Raw genomic sequence first — 21,494 nt, forward strand, 5'->3', positions numbered from 1 at the left:
TATCGACAATGGGCGACGGGGAGAAGCCCCGAGGGCCAGGAATAAGGGACCCGAGGCACAATGGCATTGGACGGCTACGCGGATCAGCACCTTTCCCGCACGGCGATGAAGGCGGAACTCCTGGACGCGGAGACTGAGCTCAAGCTCGCTTATGCGTGGCGGGACCATCGCGACGAACGAGCGCTTCATCGTCTTATCACCGCCTACATGCGGCTGGCGATCTCCATGGCGGGCAAGTTCCGTCGCTACGGCGCGCCCATGAACGATCTGATCCAGGAAGCGAGCCTGGGCCTGATGAAGGCGGCCGACAAGTTCGACCCCGACCGGGGCGTACGTTTCTCGACCTATGCGGTGTGGTGGATCAAGGCGTCCATCCAGGACTATGTGATGCGGAACTGGTCGATGGTGCGGACGGGGTCGACCTCGTCGCAGAAGTCGCTGTTCTTCAACATGCGCCGCGTCCAGGCCCGGATCGAGCGCGAGGCCCAGGCCGAGGGGATCACTCTCGCCCCCCACCAGGTGCGCGCCATGATCGCCAAAGAGGTAGGCGTGCCGCTTGCCGATGTGGAGATGATGGAAGGGCGTCTGTCCGGGTCGGACTATTCCCTTAACGCAACCCAGTCGGCCGAGGAGGAAGGGCGCGAGTGGATCGAGGCCCTGGAGGACGATGGCGTCCAGGCCGCCGAGCGCGTCGAGGCGCACCATGACACCGACACGCTGCGCCAGTGGCTCCTGACCGCTCTGTCTGGGCTCAACGACCGTGAGCGGTTCATCGTGCGTGAACGCAAGCTGCGTGACGAGCCACGCACCCTCGAGTCGCTGGGCGACGAACTTGGCCTTTCCAAGGAACGCGTCCGGCAACTCGAAGCCGCCGCCTTCGGCAAGATGCGCCGCAGCCTCGAGACGCAGTCCCGCGAGGTGATGCACTTCTTCAACTGACCGGTTGAAGCAGGAACATCGAAGGGCCGTGCCACGAAGGCGCGGTCCTTGCGTTGACTCCGCCCCGCATACCGCCAAATGTCCGCCCATGCTTGCGGGACGTCATATCCTCCTCGTCATCGGCGGCGGCATTGCCGCCTACAAGTCGCTGGATCTCATCCGGCGGATCAAGGAACGTGGGGCGGAGGTAACTCCGGTCCTGACCGCCTCAGCGGCCGAGTTCGTGACACCTTTGTCGGTGTCCTCCCTTGCAGGCACAGAGGTTCACCGGACGCTGTTCGATTTGACGGCCGAGGCCAAGATGGGCCACATCGAACTATCGCGGGCCGCCGACCTCATCGTGGTGGCTCCTGCTACGGCGGACCTGATGGCCCGCGCCGCCCATGGATTCGCCCCGGACCTCGCCTCGACCCTCCTCCTGGCCACGGACAAGCGCGTCCTCCTCGCTCCCGCCATGAACGTGCGGATGTGGGAGCATCCGGCCACCCAACGCAACCTGGAAACGCTGCGACGCGATGGCATCCTGTTCGTCGGACCGAACCAGGGCTCCATGGCTTGCGGCGAGTATGGCTACGGGCGGATGGCCGAGCCGCTCGAGATCGTGGCCGCCATTGAGGCTGCGCTGTCGCCAACCTCCAGGGTGCTCGCTGGACGGCACGTTCTCGTGACCTCCGGCCCGACCCACGAGCCCATCGATCCGGTCCGATACATCGCCAACCGCTCCTCCGGCGCGCAGGGGACTGCCATCGCCGCAGCCCTTGCTTCACTCGGCGCACGGGTGACCTTTGTCACCGGACCGGCTTCGGTGCCGCCTCCGCCTGGCACGAATGTCGTGCCGGTCGAGACAGCCGCGCAGATGCTGGACGCCGTGCGTTCCGCAATGCCGGCGGATGCCGCCATCATGGCGGCGGCGGTCGCGGACTGGCGGGTCGTCTCGTCCTCTGTCCAGAAGCTGAAAAAGGGCGAATCTGGGCCGCCGACGCTGACCCTCGCGCAGAATCCCGACATCCTCGCCACCGTGGCCGGCCTCGGATCGGACCGGCCACGCCTCGTCGTGGGCTTCGCGGCCGAGACGGAGAACGTGGTCGAGAATGCGCGGGCCAAGCGGCTTCGCAAAGACTGCGACTGGATCGTCGCGAACGACGTCTCGCCATCAACCGGTATCATGGGAGGCTCTGAGAACGCCGTGACGCTGATCACGCCGCAAGGCGAGGAAACTTGGGAGCGGATGACCAAGGAGGCCGTGGCCGCCCGTTTGGCCGAGCGCATCGCGACGGTCCTGTCATGACCCATCCGGAAGTGCACGTCGCCTGGGCCGAAGGCGCGGACCGCTCGCTGCCGCTTCCGTCCTATAAGACCACAGGAGCAGCCGGGGCGGATCTTTGCGCTCATCTGCCCGCCGTCCACCGGGTGACGGGACTGAGCCTGCGGCCCGGCGAACGGGCGGCGGTGCCCACCGGCCTGCGCTTCGCCATTCCGGACGGCTTCGAAGGGCAGGTCAGGGGACGCTCCAGCCTCGGGCGTCGTGGATTGATCCTACCCAACGCCCCTGGCACCATCGATGCGGATTATCGCGGCGAGGTGCTGGTCCTCGTGCTGAACGCCGGGGATGAAACGGTCCACATCGCTCACGGAGACCGCATCGCGCAGCTTGTCGTAGCCCCCGTCGCACGCGCTGGCTTTGTCCTGGAGGACGAACTCGAGGCGACCAAGCGGGGCAGGGGCGGGTTCGGCTCCACGGGACGCGGGGCATGATCGTCGTTGCGGCCATGGCGGCGGTGATCTGGATCACGGGTTGGGCCATGGGTTCGCCGCGCCAGGCGCGGCTCCTGATGCTGGGCATCCTCCTGACGGCGATCCTCGCGCTGCATGTGGTCCTGCCGGATGGTCACCCCCTGCGGGAAGCGACCGGACAAGAGCCCGGGTTCTGGCTGCTTCTGGTCGGAGTGGTGGTCGCGGCATGGGGCTACATGCAACTGCTGGGTCGTGTCCGTGCCGAGGCGACACGCCGGCAGGCCCCACCTGCGGCTCCGGTCCAGGCGTCCCGGACCTTCTCGGACGCTGAACTCGGCCGTTACGCCCGCCATATCACCTTGCGTGAGATCGGCGGGATCGGGCAGCGGGCGCTCCATGACGCCAAGGTGCTGGTGGTGGGTGCGGGCGGGCTGGGCAGTCCGGCCCTCCTTTATCTCGGGGCCGCGGGGGTCGGCACCTTGGGCGTCATCGACGGGGATGCCGTCGAGGCGTCGAACCTTCAGCGTCAGGTCATCCACGGCGAGGCCGACCTCGGCCGTCCCAAGGCCCAGTCGGCAGCCGATGCCGTCGTGGCGCTCAACCCGCATGTGTCTGTCCGCACCTACTCCCGTCGGCTGACGCCGGACATCGCGGCGGAGCTGCTTGAGAGCTATGACCTCGTCCTCGACGGGTCGGACAGCTTCGAGACGCGTGCGCTGGTCAACCGTTCGGCCGTGCGGGCGGGCAAGCCCCTGATCGCGGCGGCTCTGACCCAGTGGGAAGGACAGATCAGCCTCTATGACCCGGCCCATGGAGGGCCTTGCTACGCCTGTCTCTTCCCCGAAGCGCCGGCGCCGGGACTTGCGCCCTCCTGCGCCGAGGCCGGGGTGGCGGGGCCGCTGCCGGGGATCATGGGCTCGATGATGGCGCTCGAAGCCGTCAAGCATCTGGCGGGAGCGGGAGAGACCTTGCGGGGCCGCATGCTCCTGTTCGACGGCCTCCACGCCGAGGCCCGGGTCGTGGCGATCGACGCGCGCCGGGATTGCCCAGTCTGCGGGGGCAGAGGTCTGCCGGGACGGGCTTGAAGGGGTGAGGCGGGCCGCTAGATGCGCGCCATGGCTGATACATCCTCCTCCCCCTCCTCCCTGGGTGCCTCGCTCCTCGAGTCCGGCGCCGAAGCCCGTCACCGTGAGCTGGCCACCGAGCACATGCTCTTCTGGACGCTTGTCTATATCGAGCGGCAGTTCCCGGGGCTTTACGATCACCTGGACCAGAGCATCGAGCGTCTGGGCGACCATGCCGACGACGACACCAAGGACGACGAGGCTGTGCGCGAGGTCGCCCGCCGTTTCGTCCAAGGCCTGCGGCGCAGCACGGCTGGCTAATCCGGCCTGCCTTGCAATGACAGGTCCGTGAGGCCAATCTCCCCGAAGCAGCAGCCGACAGGGAGTTTCCGCATGCACGTCCGCCTTCTCGCCTCCGCCGCCATCGTGGTCGCGGCGACCTCGGCCTTCGCGCAGGATCTTCCCGATCTGGGAGGGCGCGAGGTCGCCGTGGTGACCGAGAACGCCTATCCGCCCTTGCAGTTCATCGACGCGGAGGGCAACGCGGTCGGCTGGGAGTACGACTTCATGGCGGAGGCCGCGAAGCGGCTCAACATGCAGGTCGCCTATGAGAACACCTCCTGGGATGCCATGATCCCCGCCGTGTCCGAAGGGCAGTACGATCTGGGGATGACCGGCATCACCATCCGCGATGACCGCAAGGAGGTCGTGGACTTTTCCGAGCCGTACATGACCAGCGAGATGCGGATGATGGTCCGGGGCGACGAGGAGCGGTTCACCGACGCGGCCTCGTTCGCTGCCGATCCCGACCTGCTCATGGCGGCCCAGCCTGGCACCACGCCGTTCTATGTGGGTGTCTACGAGGTGCTGGACGGCGATGAGGCGAACGAGCGCATCATCAAGTTCGAGACCTTCGGCGCGGGGCTGGAGGCCCTCAGGTCCGGCGACGTGGACATGGTGCTGTCGGACTCGGCGGGTGCCAACGGCTATGTCGCGGCGTCGGACGGAGCCCTCAAGATTGTCGGGGAGCCGCTGGGGGCCGAGCAGTTCGGCTTCATCTTTCCCAAGGGCTCGGACCTCGTCGCGCCGATGAACGCGGCCATCGAGTCCATGCGAGCGGACGGGACGTTGGATGCGCTGAACCAGAAGTGGTTCGTCGATTACGCGATGGGGCAGTAAGCCCCTCCGTTGACGCCTCCGCCCGACAAGGATTTTCCCTGGTGGCTCGTCGTCGTGGGGGCGACGGGCTTTTGGCTGTTCTGGGAGGTGCTGTCCGCCGAGGTCTACCGAAACGTGCTGGGGAAACTCGCCCAGGGAATCTGGGTGACGATCCTCGTGGCGGTCGTGGCCTATGTCGCGGCCTGCGCGCTGGGGCTGGGGCTTGCGCTCATGGGCATGTCGCGGAACGTCGTGCTGCGGCAGGTCGCGCGCTTGTACGTCGAAGTGATGCGGGGCGTGCCGATCATCGTGCTGCTCCTGTACGTGGCCTTTGTCCTGGCTCCGGCGCTGGTCGCGGGGTGGAACGGGGTCATGACGGCGCTGGGCCTTGATCCCGTGAGGCCGCGCGACTTTTCCCTGCTCTGGCGCGCGGTGATCGCGCTGACGCTCGCCTATTCGGCCTTCCTGGCCGAGATCTTCCGGGCGGGGCTCCTGTCCGTGGACCGGGGCCAGATCGAGGCGGCGGAGGCGCTGGGGTTGGGGCGCTGGCACCGGTTTCGCCTTGTGACCCTTCCACAGGCGTTCCGCACCATCTTTCCGGCGCTGGGGAACGACTTCGTGGCCATGGTCAAGGACTCCTCGCTCGTGTCGGTGCTGGGGGTCACGGATGTCACGCAGCTGGGCAAGGTCACGGCGGCGGGGAACTTTCGCTACTTCGAGACCTACAACGTCGTGGCGCTGATCTACCTCACCATGACCATCGGGCTGTCGCTGCTGCTTCGTCGCCTGGAAGTGAGGCTGCGGAGCCGGGGCTGAGGCTGGCGGTCCCTTGCGGGCCGGTCTAGCTTCGCCCCGACCTTGCTGGAGAACGCCATGAACGCCCTTCTGTCCGACTGGACCACGCCCTTCGGCCTGCCGCCCTTTGACCTGATCCGTGACGAGGATTTCGGACCCGCCGTGGATGCGGCGCTGGAGGAAGCGCGGGCGAACATCAAGGCCATCGCGGAGAACCCGGAGGCGCCCACCTTCCAGAACACCATCGCGGCGCTGGAGACCGCCGACAAGCGGCTGAGCCAGGCGCTGTCGGCCTTTTGGGCGGTGGCCGGGGCGGACAGCAACGACGCCCGGCAGGTGCTGGAGCGGGAGTTCGCGCCCAAGCTGTCGGCCTATGGGTCCGAGATCACGTCGAACACCGCCCTGTTCGCGCGGATCGACGGGTTGTGGGAGCGGCGCGAGGCGCTGGAGCTGAGCCCGGAGGAGATGCGGGTGCTGCATCTGACCCATCGCGGTTTCGTCCGCGCGGGCGCCCGGCTGGAGGGCGAAGCGGCCGAGCGGATGAAGGCGGTCAAGGCGCGGCTTGCCGTGCTGGGGACGCAGTTCACGCAGAACGTGCTGGCCGACGAGAAGGAGTGGTTCATGCCGCTCTCGGAGGCCGATCTGGAGGGGCTGCCCGGTTTCGTGGTCGCTGCCGCCAAGGCTGCGGGCGAGGTGAAGGGCGCGGGCGGGCCGGTGGTGACGCTGAGCCGGTCGCTGATCGTGCCGTTCCTTCAGTTCAGCCCGCGCCGCGACCTGCGGGCCAAGGCCTATGAGGCCTGGACCGCGCGGGGGGCGAACGGCGGCGCGACCGACAACCGCGCCATTGCCGCCGAGATGCTGGCCCTGCGGGAGGAGCGGGCGCGGCTTCTGGGCTTTGCGAGCTTTGCGGACTGGAAGCTCGAGACCGAGATGGCGCGCAATCCGGCCAACGTGAAGGACCTGCTGATGCAGGTCTGGCAGCCCGCGCGCGATGCGGCGGAGCGGGACGCGGCCGTGCTGGAGCGGATGCTGCGGGAGGACGGGTTCGCAGGGCCGCTGGAGCCCTGGGACTGGCGCTACTACAGCGAGAAGCGTCGGGCGGCCGAGCACGACCTGGACGAGGCCGGGCTGAAGCCGTTCTTCCAGCTGGACCGGATGATCGAGGCGAGCTTTGCCGTCGCCTCCCGGCTGTTCCGGCTGGAGTTCCGGGAGCTGCCCGACGCCCCCCGTTACCACCCCGATGTCCGCATCTGGGAGGTGACCCGGCACGGCGCCCATGTCGCCGTGTTCCTGGGCGATTATTTCGCCCGGCCCGGCAAGCGGTCGGGGGCCTGGTGCAGCGCCATGCGGCAGCAGAGCCGGCTCGACGGCGAGGTGCGCCCGCTGGTGGTCAACGTGTGCAACTTTGCCAAGGCCGAGTCCGGGCCGTCGCTGCTGTCCTGGGATGATGCGCGGACGCTGTTCCACGAATTCGGCCATGCGCTGCACCAGATGCTGTCGGACGTGACCTTTGAGAGCATTTCGGGGACGAGCGTGGCGCGCGACTTTGTCGAACTGCCGTCGCAGCTCTATGAGCATTGGCTGGAGGTCCCGGAAGTCCTTGAGGACTTTGCCCTGCATGCGGAGACGGGCGAGCCCATGCCCCGCGACCTGCGCGAGCGCCTGCTTGCGGCGGGCACGTACGACATGGGGTTCCAGACCGTGGAATACCTGGCCTCGGCGCTGGTGGACATGGCGTTCCATGACGGGCCCGCGCCCGCCGACCCGATGCAGCGGCAGGCCGAGGTGCTGGAGTCCATCGGCATGCCCCGCGCCATTCGGATGCGCCACGCCACGCCGCATTTCGCGCATGTCTTTTCCGGGGACGGCTACAGCGCGGGCTATTACAGCTACATGTGGTCCGAGGTGATGGACGCCGACGCCTTTGCCGCCTTTGCGGAGGCGGGGAACCCCTTTGACGCGGAGCTGGCGCGGAGCCTGGAGGCCCACATCCTGAGCGCGGGCGGGTCCGAGGAGGCGGACGTGCTTTACACGCGGTTCCGGGGCCGCATGCCGGGGGTCGAGGCGCTGCTGCGAGGGCGGGGTCTGGTCGCCGCCTGAGGGTGGTTCGTACCAGTCCCAGTTGAGGGACAGCCAGCGCTGGAGGAAGTGCGTCATCAGGAGGGTGGCGTGCGCCTCGACCGCCGCGTCGCGGGCGGGCGAGGCCACGAGGGTCGCGAGCCGCCACGTCATCTCGTGTTCGTGCGGGGCGGCGTCGGGGTGGCCGGAGGCGAACTCGCGCAGGCGGTCGCGGAAGGCCCACAGCCGCGCGATGCGCGGGGAGTGATCGGCCGGCAGCGAAAGGGCGGTGAGCGGGTCCATGGGCGCAGGCTCCTGGCGGGGGCAGCGTCAGGGTCGCATGGGCGGGTGAAGGCCGCGTGGGGGGACCGGGCGTTGCGGGGGGTGTTTCCCTGGCCGGGGGCCGCCCCATGTCACCGGGCGATCCGGTTCAGGAAAGGAATGGTCCATGAGGGTGCTTCGGATGCGTGACGGCGGCGGGCTTGATAACCTGCGGATGGAGGAGATGGCGGACCCCGGCGCGCCGGGGCCGGGCGAGATCCGGGTGCGGGTGCGGGCGAGTTCGCTGAACTTCCATGACCTGGGGGTCGTGTCCGGGCGGATGCCGGTCGGGAACGGGCGCATCCCGATGTCGGACGGGGCCGGCGAGGTCGAGGCGGTGGGCGAGGGCGTGACCGACTTCGCCGTGGGCGACGCCGTGGTGTCGTGCTTCTTTCCCGACTGGCAGGAGGGCGAGAACGGCATGGCCGACAACTTTGCCCGCACGCCCGGCGACGGGATCGACGGCTATGCGCGCGAGGTGGTTGTCACGCCCGCCTCATGGTTCACGCGGGCGCCCAAGGGCTACAGCCACCAGGAGGCCGCGACGCTGACCACGGCGGGGCTGACGGCGTGGCGGGCCCTGGTCGTGGACGGCGGGATCAAGGCCGGGGACGTGGTGCTGGCGCTGGGCACGGGGGGCGTGTCGGTCTTTGCTCTGCAGTTGGCCAAGGCGATGGGGGCCACGGTGGTCATCACCTCGTCCTCGGACGAGAAGCTGGAGCGGGCCCGGGCCATGGGGGCGGATCACGTCGTCAACTACAAGGCCGTGCCGGAGTGGGGCGCGCGGGTGCGCGAGATGACCGGCGGGCGCGGGGCGGACCACGTGATCGAGGTCGGCGGGCCGGGGACTCTGCCCCAGAGCATCGAGGCCTGCCGGATCGGCGGGCACATCGCGCTGATCGGGGTGCTGACCGGTGCCTCGGGCGAGGTGCCGACCGCCGACCTGATGCGCCGGCACCAGCGGCTGCAGGGGCTGATCGTGGGGAGCCGGCGGCACCAGCAGGATTTCGTCCGGGCGCTGGACGGGCTGGCGCTGCGGCCGGTGATCGACCGGGTGTTCCCGCTGGAGGACGCCGCCGAGGCGTTCCGGCACGAGATGTCGGGCGGGCATTTCGGGAAGATCTGCCTGGAGATCTGAGGCGCGGGCCGGGACGAAGCGGCCCGTCCCGGTGGGGGCGGGCCTGTCGGACATCGGGGACCGGGCGCGTGGCGGGCTGAAGCCCGCCCTACGGGCTTACTCGGCCACGGCCTGTTGCGCGGGGGCGTTGGCCACGCCGAAGCCCTGGCGGCCCACCGAGTCGTAGGCGGTGAAGCCTGCGGCGCGGGCCTCCTCGGCGCCGTAGACGTTGCGGAGGTCGGCCATGCGCGGCTCGGCCATGGCCCCGGCGAGGCGGCGGAGGTCGAGGGCGCGGAACTGGTTCCATTCGGTCAGCACCGTGACGAGGTGCGCGCCCTGGGCGGCGGTGTAGGGGTCGTCCGCCCATTCCACGCCGGGAAGGAGATGCTCGCCTTCGCGGCGGCCCTGGGGATCGACGGCGCGGACCGTGGCCCCGGCCTTTTGCAGCGCGGGGATGATGGTGAGGGAGGGCGCCTCGCGCATGTCGTCGGTGTTGGGCTTGAAGGTCACGCCCAGGACGGCGACGGTCTTGCCCCGGAGGCTGCCCTCCGCGAGGGCGAGGATCTTGTCCACCATGCGGGTCTTGACGGCCTCGTTCACCTCGATGACGGCCTCGGTCAGGCGGAGGGGGACGCCGTAGTCCTGGCCGGTCTGGGCGAAGGCGTTGGTGTCCTTGGGGAAGCAGGAGCCGCCGTAGCCGGGGCCGGCATGGAGGAACTTGGCCCCGATGCGTCCGTCGAGGCCGATGCCCTTGGAGACGGCCTTGACGTCGGCGCCGACCTTTTCGCACAGGGCCGCCACTTCGTTGATGAAGGTGATCTTGGCGGCGAGGAAGGCGTTGGCGGCGTACTTGATCATCTCGGCCGATTCGAGATCGGTGTAGACGATGGGGAAGTCGCGCAGGAACAGCGGCTTGTAGATGTCGGCCATCACGGTGCGGGCATGGTCGCCGTTGCCGTCGAGGCCCACCACGACGCGGTCGGGCTTCATGAAATCCTCGATCGCGGCGCCTTCGCGCAGGAATTCGGGGTTGGATGCGACGGCGAAGGTGAGGTCGGGGCGCGTCTCGCGCAGGATGCGGGCGACCTCGCGGTTGGTGCCGACGGGGACGGTGGATTTCGTGACGACCACGGTAGGGGCGGTCGCGGCCAGGGCGATCTCCTTGGCGGCGGCGTAGACGTAGCTGAGGTCGGCGTGGCCGTCGCCGCGGCGGGAGGGGGTGCCCACGGCGATGAAGACGGCATCGGCGCCGGTCACGGCCTCGTGCAGGTCGGTGGTGAAGCTGAGGCGGCCCTCGGCCACGTTGCGGGCGAGAAGGGCGTCGAGGCCGGGCTCGTAGATCGGGATGCGGCCGTCGCGCAGGCCCGCGATCTTGCCTTCGTGCTTGTCCACGCAGACGACCTCGTGGCCGAAGTCGGAGAAGCAGAGCCCCGATACCAGGCCCACATAGCCTGTCCCGATCATCGCGATGCGCATGCGCGTCCCTTTCGCTGCCAGTGCGAAACCCCTGACCCAACCGGCCCCGGTGGTCAAGCGGGCGCACTTGCTCCTGCGGGAAGATGCCTGTTCTCTGGGCGGCATGTCCTTTACCCTGCGCCAGCTTCGGGCATTCGTCGCGGTGGCCGAGGCTGGCTCGGTCAGCCAGGCGGCGCAGACGCTCGCGATCTCGCAATCCGCGCTGTCGGAGGCGGTGCGGGACCTTGAGGCGGACCTGGGGGTGACGCTGTTCGACCGGCACGCGCGGGGGCTTGCGGTCACGCAGCGGGGGCACCTGTTCCTGCGGCACGCGCGGACGATCCTTGCGCAGGTGTCGGCGTCGCGCAGGGCGCTGCTGGCCGAGCGGGAGGCGCTGACGGGCACGCTGCAACTGGGCGTCACCAGCCTGATGGCGGGCTATGTCATGTCGGACCTGCTGTCGCGGTTCCGGCGCGCCAACCCGGAGGTCACGGTCACGGCGATCGAGGATTCCGGCGACTATCTGGAACACCTGCTGATCGGGGGTGAGCTGGACGCCGCCGTGATGGTCACGGGGTCCCTGCGGAACCGGGCGGCGCTGATGGTGGAGATCCTGGAAGTGTCGCCGTTCCGGCTGTGGCTGCCCGCCGGGCACCGGCTGGGGAGCCAGGATGCCATCCAGCTTGCCGATCTGGGGCCCGAGCCGCTGATCATGCTGATGGTGGACGAGATGGAGCAGGAAACCGGGAACCTGCTGTCGGCGCTGAGCCCGCGCCCGCGCGTGGCGTTTCGGACGCGGAGCGTGGAGGCGGTCAGGTCGCTCGTGGCGACGGGGGCGGGGGTGGCGCTGCTGCCGGACCTGATCTATCGCCCCTGGAGCCTGGAAGGCGACCGGATCGAGAGCCGCGACGTGTCCGGCGCGCTGCCGGTGGTGCAGGTCGGGATCGTCTGGCGGCGGGGCGCGCCGCTGTCGGCTGCAGCGCACGATTTCATCGCGCTGAGCCAGGCCGGGCGGGGGCGATGAGTGACGGTGGCGATGAGGGACGGGCCGGTGAATGACGGGGGCGGCGAGGTATCGGAAATTCCGAATGAGCGTTTCTGCGGATTGAAATTGCGAATGGTCGCGGGGCGGGTAAGCTGCCGTCAAGCCGGGCGAGCCATAACCCGGGCCGACAAACAGGGGAACATGCCGATGACCATCGCCGCGCGGGCCGCGTCCGCAATCGCCATCCTGTCCATGCTGGGAGCCACCGCCGCGCAGGCGCAGATGACCGAGGTCGGGGAGGGCGAGGGCGCCCTGTCGATCGTGGCCTGGGCCGGCTACATCGAGCGCGGCGAGACCGATCCCGCCTATGACTGGGTGACCTCGTTCGAGGAAGCGACCGGCTGCATGGTGAACGTCAAGACGGCCAACACCTCGGACGAGATGGTCGCGCTGATGAACGAAGGGGGCTTCGACCTTGTGACGGCCTCGGGCGACGCCTCCCTGCGGCTGATCGCGGGCGAGCGGGTGCAGCCCGTGAACATCGACCTCGTGCCGTCCTGGTCCAAGGTGGACGACCGGCTGAAGGACGCGCCCTGGCACACGGTGGACGGCGTGCATTATGGCGTGCCCTACCAGTGGGGGCCGAACGTGCTGATGTACAGCACGGAGGTGTTCCCCGAGGCGCCGACCTCGTGGAACGTCGTCTTCGAGCCGATGGACCTGCCGGATGGCCAGCCGAACGCGGGCCGCGTGCAGGCCTATGACGGGCCGATCTATGTCGCGGACGCGGCCATGTACCTGATGCATCACCAGCCCGAGCTGGGCATCACCTCGCCTTACGAGCTGAACGAGGACCAGTACAACGCCGCGCTGGAGCTGCTGCGCGGGCAGCGCGAGCTGGTCAGCCGCTACTGGCACGACGCCTTCATCCAGATGGACGACTTCAAGAACGAGGGCGTGGTCGCCTCGGGGTCTTGGCCGTTCATGGTCAACCTTCTCAAGGCCGAGGGGGCGCCCATCGCCTCGACCATTCCCGAGGAAGGGGCGACGGGCTGGGCGGACACGCTGATGCTGCATGTGGATGCCGAGCATCCGAACTGCGCCTACAAGTTCATGGAGCACAGCCTGAGCTCCAACCTCCAGTCGGACCTGTCTGTGTGGTTTGGATCGGTTCCCGCGGTGCCGGCGGCCTGCACGGACGGGTCGGGGATGCAGACGCAGGAAGGCTGCCACGCCAATGGGCTGGACGATTTCGACCGCATCCAGTTCTGGCGGACGCCGGTGGCCGACTGCTCCCAGGGGGAGGACGCCTGCGTGCCCTATTACCGCTGGGTGAGCGACTACATCGGCGTGATCGGCGGACGCTGAGCCACGGGTCATATAACCGGGGGCCCTTGCGGACCCCCGGGCACTCATTAACCAGCACTAGTGCGGGGCTTTATCGGCTCGCTCCGGTTGTGGGAACCTGCCCGAAGGGATCGTTCACGGATTGGCGATGATCCCGTGATCGGGCCATAGATTGATGAAGATGGTCGGGTCCACTCTGCCCAAGAAGTGCCTGTCCTGGAGCCGACGGAGGAGGTCGCGATGATTCCCGCCATATCGTTTCGGGGCGTGTCACGGCATTTCGGGACCGTCCGGGCCGTGGACGGGGTCGATCTGGACATCGCGGAAGGCGAGTTCTTTGCCATGCTGGGGCCCAGCGGGTCGGGCAAGACCACCTGCCTGCGGCTGGTCGCGGGCTTTGAGACGCCCACGGCCGGAGACATCCGGCTGTTCGGGGAGAGCGTGGCGGGGCTGCCGCCCTATCGGCGGGCCGTGAACACGGTGTTCCAGGATTATGCGCTGTTCCCGCATCTGAACGTGCTCGACAACGTGGCTTACGGTCTGATGATCGCGGGGGTGCCGAAGCCCGAGCGGCGCAGGCGGGCCGAGGAGGCGCTGGCGATGATGGCGCTGCCCGGCTACGGGGCGCGCCGTCCGAGCGAGCTGTCGGGCGGGCAGCGGCAGCGCGTGGCGCTGGCCCGCGCGCTGGTGAACCGGCCGAGGGTGCTGCTGCTCGATGAGCCCCTGGGGGCGCTGGACCTCAAGCTGCGGGAGCAGATGCAGGACGAGCTCAAGGCCCTGCAGCGCCGGGTGGGGATCACCTTTGTCTTCGTGACGCACGACCAGGGCGAGGCGCTGTCGATGGCGGACCGCGTGGCGGTGTTCAGCGACGGGCGCATCCAGCAGGTCGGCACGCCGTCCGAGGTCTATCTGCGGCCCCGGACGCGGTTCGTCGCGGACTTCGTGGGCTCCAGCAACGTGCTGGCCCCCGAGGTGGCGCGGGCCTTTGGCGGACAGGCAGCCTGGAGTTCGCTGCGCCCCGAGGCGCTGCGGGTGGTTGCGCCCGAAGGGGCGCCGGTCGCGGGGCGGGTGGTCGCGGCGCGCTATCTGGGATCGGCCACGCGGCTGGTGGTGGCGCTGCCGCAAGGCGAGGTCGCGGTGCTGGTGCCCGGCGGGCAGGCCGTGCCCGAGACGGGCGCGCAGGTCGGCCTGGCCTGGGAGGCCGGCGCGCTGCACGCGATGGAGGCGGCATGACCGTCATGGCGGACGCCGGGGCGCCGCGGCCCGCGCGGAGCGGAGTGTCGGATGCCCTGTGGCGGCATCCGCGCTTGATGCTGGTGCTGCTGCTGGCCCCGCCGCTCTTGTGGCTGGGGATCGTCTATCTTGGGAGCCTGTTCGCGCTGCTGGCGCAGAGCTTCTTCTCCATCGACGAGTTCTCGGGCGTGATCGACCGGACGCCGACGCTCAAGACCTATGGGGAGCTGCTGCGGCCCGCAAACCTCGACATCATCTGGCGGACGGTGCTGATGGCGGCGCTGGTGACGGTGGCCTCGGTCACGGTGGCGTTCCCCATCGCCTATTATGCCGCGCGCTATGCGCGGGGGCGGTGGAAGGCGGTGTTCTACCTGGGCGTGATGCTGCCGCTGTGGTCGAGCTACCTCGTCAAGGTCTATGCCTGGAAGCTGATCCTCGCCAAGGAGGGGATCGTCGGCTGGGGGTTCGAGGGGCTGGGCCTGGGCTGGCTGCTGGACGCCTTTCTGTCCGTGCCGGGGATCGGGGGGAACTCCCTGTCGGTGTCGCCCACGGGGACGTTCATCGTGTTCGTCTATGTCTGGCTGCCCTACATGATCCTACCGATCCAGGCGGCGCTGGAGCGGGTGCCGGGGTCGCTGGTCGAGGCGTCAGGGGATCTGGGGGCGAGCCCCGGGCAGACGTTCCGGCACGTGCTATGGCCGCTGGCGCTGCCGGGCGTGGTGGCGGGGTCGATCTTCACCTTTAGCCTGACGCTGGGCGACTACATCATCCCGCAGATCGTGGGCACCAGCGCGCGGTTCATCGGGCTTGCGGTGTACCAGTACCAGGGGACGGCGGGGAACGTGCCACTGGCGGCGGCCTTTGCGGTGGTGCCCATCGTCATCATGGGGATCTATCTGGCCGTGGCGAAGCGGATGGGGGCCTTCGATGCGCTTTGAGCGGGCCCCGTGGTGGCTGAAGGCGCTGGCGGGCGGGGGGCTCTTGTTCCTGCACCTGCCGATCCTGCTGGTGTTCCTGTACGCCTTTACCACCGAGGACCGGAGCTATGTCTGGCCGCCGCCGGGGCTGACGCTGCACTGGTTCGCGCGGGCCTGGGCGCGGCCCGATATCTGGGAGGCGCTGTGGCTGTCCCTGCGCGTGGCGCTGGTCGCGACGGCGGTGGCGCTGGTGCTGGGGACGCTGTGCGCCGCCGCCGTGGCGCGGTCGCGGTTCTTCGGGCGCGAGGCGGTGTCGCTGCTGGTCGTCCTGCCCATCGCCCTGCCGGGGATCATCACGGGGATCGCGCTGCGGTCGGCCTTCAGCCTGGCCGACATCCCGTTCAGCTTTTGGACCATCGTGCTGGGGCACGCGACCTTTTGCGTCGTCGTGGTCTACAACAACGCGGTGGCGCGGTTCCGGCGCGTGTCGGGCAACCTGATCGAGGCGTCGATGGACCTGGGCGCGACCTATGGGCAGACGCTGCGCCATGTGATCCTGCCCAACATCGCCACCGCGCTGCTCGCGGGTGGGATGCTGGCCTTTGCGCTGTCGTTCGACGAGGTGATCGTCACCACCTTCACGGCGGGGCAGCAGGCCACCCTGCCGATCTGGATGCTGGAGGAGCTGGTGCGGCCGCGCGAACGGCCCGTCACCAACGTCGTCGCGATGGTCGTGGTGCTGGTCACGTTCCTGCCGATCCTTGGCGCGTATCATCTGACCCGCGGGACCGACACGGTCGCGGGGAGCGGAAAATAAGGGAGAGTCCCATGACGTTGCACGACACCCAGATGCTGATCGGCTCCAGCTTCGAGGCGGGGACGGAAGGGGAGGAGACGATCCTGAACCCCCGCACCGGCGAGACGATCCTGAAGCTGCCCGAGGCGGGGCAGGCGCAGATCGACCGGGCGGTTCAGGCGGCGCGCAAGGCGTTTCTGACGTGGTCGCGGACCACGCCGGCGCAGCGGTCGAACCTGCTGCTGAAGATCGCGGACCGGATCGAGGCCGAGGCCGAGGAGTTCGCGCGGCTGGAGGCGCTCAATACCGGCAAGCCGATCAACGCGGCGCTCAATGATGAGATTCCGGCCATCGTGGACTGCTACCGCTTCTTTGCCGGGGCGGCGCGGAACATGCACGGGGCGCTCGCGGGGGAGTACATGGAGGGGCACACCTCTATGATCCGGCGCGACCCGATCGGGGTCGTGGCCTCCATCGCGCCCTGGAACTATCCGCTGATGATGATGGCTTGGAAGCTGGCCCCGGCGCTGGCCGGGGGCAACTGCGTCGTCATGAAGCCATCGGAGCAGACGCCGCTGACGGCGCTGAAGCTGGCCAAGGTGCTGGCCGAGGTGCTGCCCGAGGGCGTGGTGAACATCGTCGTGGGACAGGGCGGGAGCGTGGGGAACACGCTCATCAACCATCCCGACATCGACATGGTGTCGATCACCGGGGACGTGGCGACGGGGAAGAAGGTGCTGCAGGCGGCAGCCAAGGGCGTGAAGCGCACGCATCTGGAACTGGGCGGCAAGGCCCCGGTCATCGTGTTCGACGACGCGGACCTGGAGAGGGTCGTGAACGGGTTGCGGGCGTTCTCGTTCTACAACGCGGGTCAGGACTGCACGGCGGCCTGCCGGGTCTATGCCGCGCCCAGGATCCATGACCGGCTGGTGGCGGAACTGGCGGATGCCGCGGCCTCCATCACCTTCGCCGCGCAGGACGACACGGTGAACGAGATGCCGCCGCTGATCTCGCTGCGGCAGCGGGACCGGGTGGCGAGCTTCGTTTCCCGCGCGGCGGAGATGAAGCATATGGAGGTGGTTACCGGCGGCGAGATGCCGGAAGGGCCCGGCTTCTACTACAAGCCCACGGTGATCGCGGGCGCGAAGCAGGAGGACGAGATCGTCCAGCGCGAGGTCTTTGGGCCGGTGGTCAGCGTGACGCGGTTCGAGGATGCGGAGCAGGCGATCCAGTGGGCGAACGACTCGCCCTATGGCCTCGCGTCCAGCGTGTGGACGCAGGACGTGGGCCGCGCGATGCAGGTGGCGTCGCGGCTCCAGTACGGCTGCACCTGGGTGAACACCCACTTCATGCTGGTCAACGAGATGCCGCATGGGGGCCTGAAGCAGTCGGGCTATGGCAAGGACATGTCGGCCTATGCGCTGGAGGACTACACGGCCGTCCGCCACGTGATGATTGCCCATTAACCCTTTGTTGACAGGAGGTCCGCCCGAGCGAACAGTCGGGCGGACCCTCGGAATGGAAGTGACGGAATGCCTGCGAACCTGACGCTCGACACCCTCCGCGCCGCCGTGGAGGCGGGCGAGATCGACACCGTGCTGTGCTGCGTCTGCGACATGCAGGGGCGGCTGGTGGGCAAGAGGTTCCACGCGCAGCACTTCCTGGACAGCGGGCACAAGGAGACGCATGGCTGCAACTATCTCCTCGCTCTCGATGCGGAGATGGTGACGGTGCCGGGCTACAAGTCGGCCTCCTGGGAGTCGGGGTACGGCGATTACGTCCACAAGCCGGACCTGGGCACGCTGCGCCGCGCGCCCTGGCTGCCGGGGACGGCGATGGTCATGGCGGATTTCCTGGACCACCACGGGGAGCCGGTGCCCCACGCGCCCCGGTCCGTGCTGAAGCGGCAGGTGGAGCGGGCCCGCGCCATGGGCCTCGAGCCGATGATGGCGACGGAGCTGGAGTTCTTCCTGTTCGAGGAAAGCTTCGAGCAGTTGTGGGACGCGCGCTACCGCCGGATGACGCCCGTCGTGCGCTACAACAACGATTACGGGATCTTCGGGTCGTCGCGCGAGGAGGCGGTGATGCGGCCCCTGCGGAACACGCTGTTCGCGGCGGGCATCCCGGTCGAGAACACCAAGGGCGAGGCCGAGGCGGGGCAGGAGGAGATCAACATCCGGTATTCGGATGCCCTCGATACCGCCGACATGCATTCCATCGTGAAGATGGTCACCAAGGAGATCGCGCACCAACAGGGCCGGTCGGTGACCTTCATGGCCAAGTACGCGACGGACCGCGCCGGGTCGTCGTCGCATATCCACCAGTCGCTGTGGCGGGACGGTGCGAACGCGTTCCGCGACCCCGAAGGCGAGCACGGGATGTCGGCGCTGATGCGGAGCTACCTCGCCGGGCTGCTGGCCCATGCGGCCGAGTGCACGTACTTCCTCGCGCCTTACGTCAACAGCTACAAGCGGTTCACGGTGGGGATGTTCGCGCCGACCAAGGCGGTCTGGTCCACCGACAACCGCACGGCGGGATACCGCGTCTGCGGGGCGGACACCAAGGGCGTGCGGGTCGAATGCCGCGTGGGCGGGGCGGACCTGAACCCCTACCTCGCGCTGGCCGCACAACTCGCGGCGGGGCTGGACGGGATCGAGAAGGGGCTGGAGCTGGAGCCCGAGATGGCGGGCGACATGTACAGCGCCGAGGGGGTGCGGGCGATCCCGCGCAACCTGCGCGAGGCCGCCGAGGCGCTGACCGGGTCCGCGATGCTGCGCGCGGCCTTCGGGGACGACGTCGTGGACCACTACCACCGCGCCGCGACCTGGGAGGTCGAGGAGGCCGACCGGCTCGTGTCGGACGTGGAGCTGATGCGGGGATTCGAGCGGCTTTGACCGCATGGCGGGTGTGCGCCGGCCCATATGGCCGCAGGGGCAGGCGTGGTGGTAGAGGTGCATGGAATTGGGGCTGTCCGGCCGGTGCCTGATGGCACGCACGGCGGGCCCCCTGCGACGAGGGACTGGAATGAGCTTGATCCGATGCGTCTCGCCCGTGAACGGCGAGGTCTATGCCGAGCGCGAGGCGCTGAGCCCCGAGGCGGCGCTGGAGGCGGTCGCGCGCGCCAAGGCCGCGCAGCCCGCCTGGGCCGCGCTGCCCCTGGAGGAGCGGATCGCGCGCGTTCAGGAGGGCGTGCGACGGCTCAACGACGACAAGGACCGCATCACCGAGGAGCTGGCCTGGCAGATGGGCCGCCCCGTCCGCTATGGCGGGGAGTTCGGGGGCGTCAACGAGCGCACCGCCTACATGTCCGGGATCGCGGCGCAGGCGCTGGCGCCGATGGTGGCCGAGGAGTCCGAGCGGTTCGAGCGGCGGATCGAGCGCGCGCCCGTGGGCGTCGTCTTCGTCATCGCGCCCTGGAACTACCCCTATCTGACCAGCATCAACACGGTCGTCCCGGCGCTGATCGCGGGGAACGTCGTGATGCTCAAGGCCGCGTCGCAGACGCTGCTCACGGGCGAGCGGCTGGCCGATGCCTTTGCGGATGTGCTGCCCGAGGGCGTGTTCCAGAACGTCGTGCTGGACCATGCGGGCACCGAGGCGCTGATCAAGGCGCGGAGCTTCGGCTTCGTGAACTTCACGGGCTCCGTCGCGGGCGGGCAGGCCATCGAGCGGGCTTCGGCGGGGACCTTCACGCCGCTGGGGCTGGAGCTGGGGGGCAAGGACCCCGGCTATGTCATGGAGGACGCGGACCTCGACTGGGCGGTGGACGTGCTCATGGACGGGGCGATGTTCAACGCGGGGCAGTGCTGCTGCGGGATCGAGCGGATCTACGTGCACCGGTCGAAGTATGACGGCTTCGTGGACCGGGCGGTGGCCTGGACCAAGCAGTTGCGGCTGGGGAACCCGCTGGAGCTGAACACCTCCATCGGGCCGATGGCGAACAAGCGCTTTGCCGACACGGTGCGGGCGCAGACCCAGGAGGCCGTCGCGGCGGGTGCCACCCCGCTGATCGGCCGGGAGGTGTTCCCGGAGGATGACGGGGGCACCTACCTCGCGCCGCAGATCCTGGTGAACGTGGACCATTCCATGCGCGTCATGCGCGAGGAAAGCTTTGGGCCGGTCGTGGGGATCATGCCGGTGTCGGGCGACGAGGAGGCGCTGGCCCTCATGAACGATTCACCCTACGGGCTCACGGCTTCGCTCTGGACGGGGGACGCGGAACGGGCGGCGCGGCTGGGGCGGCTGATCGATACGGGGACCGTGTTCATGAACCGGGCCGACTACCTCGACCCGGCGCTGACCTGGACGGGGACCAAGGACACCGGGCGGGGCACGGCCCTGTCGGTGCTGGGCTTCCACAGCGTGACGCGCGCACGCTCCTACCACTTCCGCAAGGTGAAGGCATGAACATCACGGCCAACTGGTCCTATCCCACCCGCGTCCTGTTCGGGCCGGGGCGCATCAGGGAACTGGCGGCGGCCTGCGCGGAGGCCAGGATCGCGCGGCCCCTGCTGGTCACCGACCGGGGGCTGAAGGGCATGGCCATCACCGAACGGGCGCTGGACCTGCTGGAGGAGGCGGGGCTCGGGCGCGCGATCTTTTCGGACGTGGACCCGAACCCGACCGACCGGAACCTGGACGAGGGCCTGCGCGCCTATCGCGAGGGGGGGCATGACGGGGTCGTGGCCTTTGGCGGCGGCTCGGGGATCGACCTGGGCAAGATGATCGCCTTCATGGCGGGGCAGACGCGGCCGGTCTGGGACTTCGAGGACATCGGGGACTGGTGGACGCGGGCCAACGCGGACGGCATCGCGCCCATCGTGGCGGTGCCGACGACCGCCGGGACGGGGTCCGAGGTGGGGCGGGCAAGCGTCATCACCAACTCGCAGTCGCATGTGAAGAAGATCATCTTCCACCCCAAGGTGCTGCCGCGCGTGGTGGTCAGCGACCCCGAGCTGACGGTGGGCCTGCCGCCCGCGCTGACAGCGGGGACGGGGATGGACGCCTTTGCGCATTGCCTGGAGGCCTACTGTTCGCCGTTCTTCCACCCGATGAGCCAGGGGATCGCGCTGGAAGGGATCCGGCTGGTGAACGAATACCTGCCGCGCGCCTTCCGCGACGGGTCGGACCTGGAGGCGCGGGCGAACATGCTGGCGGCGGGCTCCATGGGGGCCGTGGCCTTTCAGAAGGGGCTGGGGGCAATCCACGCGCTGAGCCATCCCGTGGGCGCGGTCTATAACACCCATCACGGCACCACGAACGCGGTGGTCATGCCCGCCGTGCTGCGCTTCAACCGTTCGGCGGTCGAGGAGCGGCTGGGCCGTGCGGCGGCCTATCTGGGGATCGCGGGGGGATTTGGCGGCTTTGCCGCGCGGGTGGATGAGCTGAACGATCTGTTCGGCCTGCCGTCCGGCCTGAAGGCCATGGGGGTCGAGGACAGCCGCATCCCCGAACTGGCCGCCATGGCCATCGAGGACCCGAGCGCGGGCGGCAACCCCGTTGCCCTGACGCGCGAGAGTGCCGAGGCGCTGTTCCGCGACGCCATGTGACGGGGCGGGGGGCCTTACGCGGCCCC

20 protein-coding genes are annotated in these 21,494 nt (G+C 69.0%); 19 read left to right on the top strand and 1 reads right to left on the bottom strand.

Translation table 11 applies throughout. From position 1 onward, the window contains the following. The first annotated feature begins 60 nt into the window (after window positions 1-60). The 10 genes from FHG66_RS03570 (at window position 61) to FHG66_RS03615 (ending at window position 9,207) form a co-directional block, all read left to right on the top strand. Window positions 61-939: an RNA polymerase factor sigma-32 gene (locus tag FHG66_RS03570; protein ID WP_139075324.1), complete on the top strand. Its 879-nt coding sequence runs from the start codon at window positions 61-63 to the stop codon at window positions 937-939. Between the two features lie 88 nt (window positions 940-1,027). Next, entirely contained in the window at window positions 1,028-2,227 is a 1,200-nt protein-coding gene (gene coaBC / locus FHG66_RS03575) for a bifunctional phosphopantothenoylcysteine decarboxylase/phosphopantothenate--cysteine ligase CoaBC (RefSeq protein WP_139075325.1), read from the top strand. Further along, on the top strand, window positions 2,224-2,694 hold the full coding sequence (gene dut, locus FHG66_RS03580; protein WP_139075326.1) for a dUTP diphosphatase: 471 nt from the start codon (window positions 2,224-2,226) through the stop codon (window positions 2,692-2,694). Before coaBC ends, dut begins: the two co-directional genes overlap by 4 nt. Continuing rightward, complete coding sequence (locus FHG66_RS03585) at window positions 2,691-3,758, top strand: HesA/MoeB/ThiF family protein (protein ID WP_139075327.1); 1,068 nt, start codon at window positions 2,691-2,693, stop codon at window positions 3,756-3,758. Before dut ends, FHG66_RS03585 begins: the two co-directional genes overlap by 4 nt. Before the next feature lie 30 nt (window positions 3,759-3,788). Beyond that, entirely contained in the window at window positions 3,789-4,058 is a 270-nt protein-coding gene (locus tag FHG66_RS03590) for a hypothetical protein (RefSeq protein ID WP_139075328.1), read from the top strand. A 72-nt stretch (window positions 4,059-4,130) separates the two neighbouring features. Then, window positions 4,131-4,916 (top strand): transporter substrate-binding domain-containing protein, encoded by a 786-nt coding sequence (locus tag FHG66_RS03595; protein WP_139075329.1) that lies wholly within the window; start codon window positions 4,131-4,133, stop codon window positions 4,914-4,916. Between the two features lie 9 nt (window positions 4,917-4,925). Then, window positions 4,926-5,711: an amino acid ABC transporter permease gene (locus FHG66_RS03600; protein ID WP_139075330.1), complete on the top strand. Its 786-nt coding sequence runs from the start codon at window positions 4,926-4,928 to the stop codon at window positions 5,709-5,711. A gap of 57 nt (window positions 5,712-5,768) precedes the next feature. Further along, window positions 5,769-7,790 (top strand): M3 family metallopeptidase, encoded by a 2,022-nt coding sequence (locus tag FHG66_RS03605; protein WP_139075331.1) that lies wholly within the window; start codon window positions 5,769-5,771, stop codon window positions 7,788-7,790. 69 nt (window positions 7,791-7,859) lie between these two features. After that, on the top strand, window positions 7,860-8,219 hold the full coding sequence (locus tag FHG66_RS03610; RefSeq protein ID WP_139075332.1) for a hypothetical protein: 360 nt from the start codon (window positions 7,860-7,862) through the stop codon (window positions 8,217-8,219). Then, window positions 8,197-9,207 carry a zinc-dependent alcohol dehydrogenase family protein gene (locus FHG66_RS03615; RefSeq protein WP_139075333.1) on the top strand — a complete coding sequence of 337 codons (1,011 nt, stop codon included), beginning with the start codon at window positions 8,197-8,199 and terminating at the stop codon, window positions 9,205-9,207. The genes FHG66_RS03610 and FHG66_RS03615 overlap by 23 nt, the downstream gene beginning before the upstream one ends. A gap of 96 nt (window positions 9,208-9,303) precedes the next feature. On the opposite strand, the gene FHG66_RS03620 is transcribed toward FHG66_RS03615, so the two are convergent. After that, a complete protein-coding gene (locus FHG66_RS03620) occupies window positions 9,304-10,662 on the bottom strand; it encodes a UDP-glucose dehydrogenase family protein (protein WP_139075334.1) in 1,359 nt (452 codons plus the stop codon). Window positions 10,663-10,729: 67 nt separating this feature from the next. On the opposite strand from FHG66_RS03620, the gene FHG66_RS03625 reads away from it, so the two are divergent. The 9 genes from FHG66_RS03625 to FHG66_RS03665 all read left to right on the top strand — a co-directional run bounded on the left by FHG66_RS03625 (window position 10,730) and on the right by FHG66_RS03665 (window position 21,468). Then, window positions 10,730-11,665, top strand: coding sequence for a LysR substrate-binding domain-containing protein (locus tag FHG66_RS03625; RefSeq protein WP_246082443.1), 936 nt, complete (start codon window positions 10,730-10,732; stop codon window positions 11,663-11,665). A gap of 168 nt (window positions 11,666-11,833) precedes the next feature. Further along, window positions 11,834-12,994 (top strand): ABC transporter substrate-binding protein, encoded by a 1,161-nt coding sequence (locus FHG66_RS03630; RefSeq protein ID WP_139075510.1) that lies wholly within the window; start codon window positions 11,834-11,836, stop codon window positions 12,992-12,994. A 219-nt stretch (window positions 12,995-13,213) separates the two neighbouring features. Next, window positions 13,214-14,206, top strand: a complete 993-nt coding sequence (locus tag FHG66_RS03635; RefSeq protein ID WP_139075335.1) for an ABC transporter ATP-binding protein — start codon at window positions 13,214-13,216, stop codon at window positions 14,204-14,206. Then, entirely contained in the window at window positions 14,203-15,144 is a 942-nt protein-coding gene (locus tag FHG66_RS03640) for an ABC transporter permease (RefSeq protein WP_139075336.1), read from the top strand. Before FHG66_RS03635 ends, FHG66_RS03640 begins: the two co-directional genes overlap by 4 nt. Continuing rightward, a complete protein-coding gene (locus tag FHG66_RS03645; protein ID WP_139075337.1) occupies window positions 15,134-15,940 on the top strand; it encodes an ABC transporter permease in 807 nt (268 codons plus the stop codon). Before FHG66_RS03640 ends, FHG66_RS03645 begins: the two co-directional genes overlap by 11 nt. Window positions 15,941-15,951: 11 nt before the next feature. Beyond that, window positions 15,952-17,385 (top strand): gamma-aminobutyraldehyde dehydrogenase, encoded by a 1,434-nt coding sequence (locus FHG66_RS03650; protein ID WP_139075338.1) that lies wholly within the window; start codon window positions 15,952-15,954, stop codon window positions 17,383-17,385. A gap of 66 nt (window positions 17,386-17,451) precedes the next feature. After that, window positions 17,452-18,813 (top strand): glutamine synthetase family protein, encoded by a 1,362-nt coding sequence (locus tag FHG66_RS03655; RefSeq protein WP_139075339.1) that lies wholly within the window; start codon window positions 17,452-17,454, stop codon window positions 18,811-18,813. 130 nt (window positions 18,814-18,943) lie between these two features. Next, window positions 18,944-20,326: an aldehyde dehydrogenase family protein gene (locus tag FHG66_RS03660; RefSeq protein ID WP_139075340.1), complete on the top strand. Its 1,383-nt coding sequence runs from the start codon at window positions 18,944-18,946 to the stop codon at window positions 20,324-20,326. Beyond that, window positions 20,323-21,468 carry an iron-containing alcohol dehydrogenase gene (locus tag FHG66_RS03665; protein ID WP_139075341.1) on the top strand — a complete coding sequence of 382 codons (1,146 nt, stop codon included), beginning with the start codon at window positions 20,323-20,325 and terminating at the stop codon, window positions 21,466-21,468. Before FHG66_RS03660 ends, FHG66_RS03665 begins: the two co-directional genes overlap by 4 nt. Window positions 21,469-21,494: the final 26 nt, after the last annotated feature.

Source organism: Rubellimicrobium rubrum, assembly GCF_006152115.1.
In the GTDB taxonomy this organism is placed as follows: Bacteria; Pseudomonadota; Alphaproteobacteria; order Rhodobacterales; family Rhodobacteraceae; genus Rubellimicrobium; species Rubellimicrobium rubrum.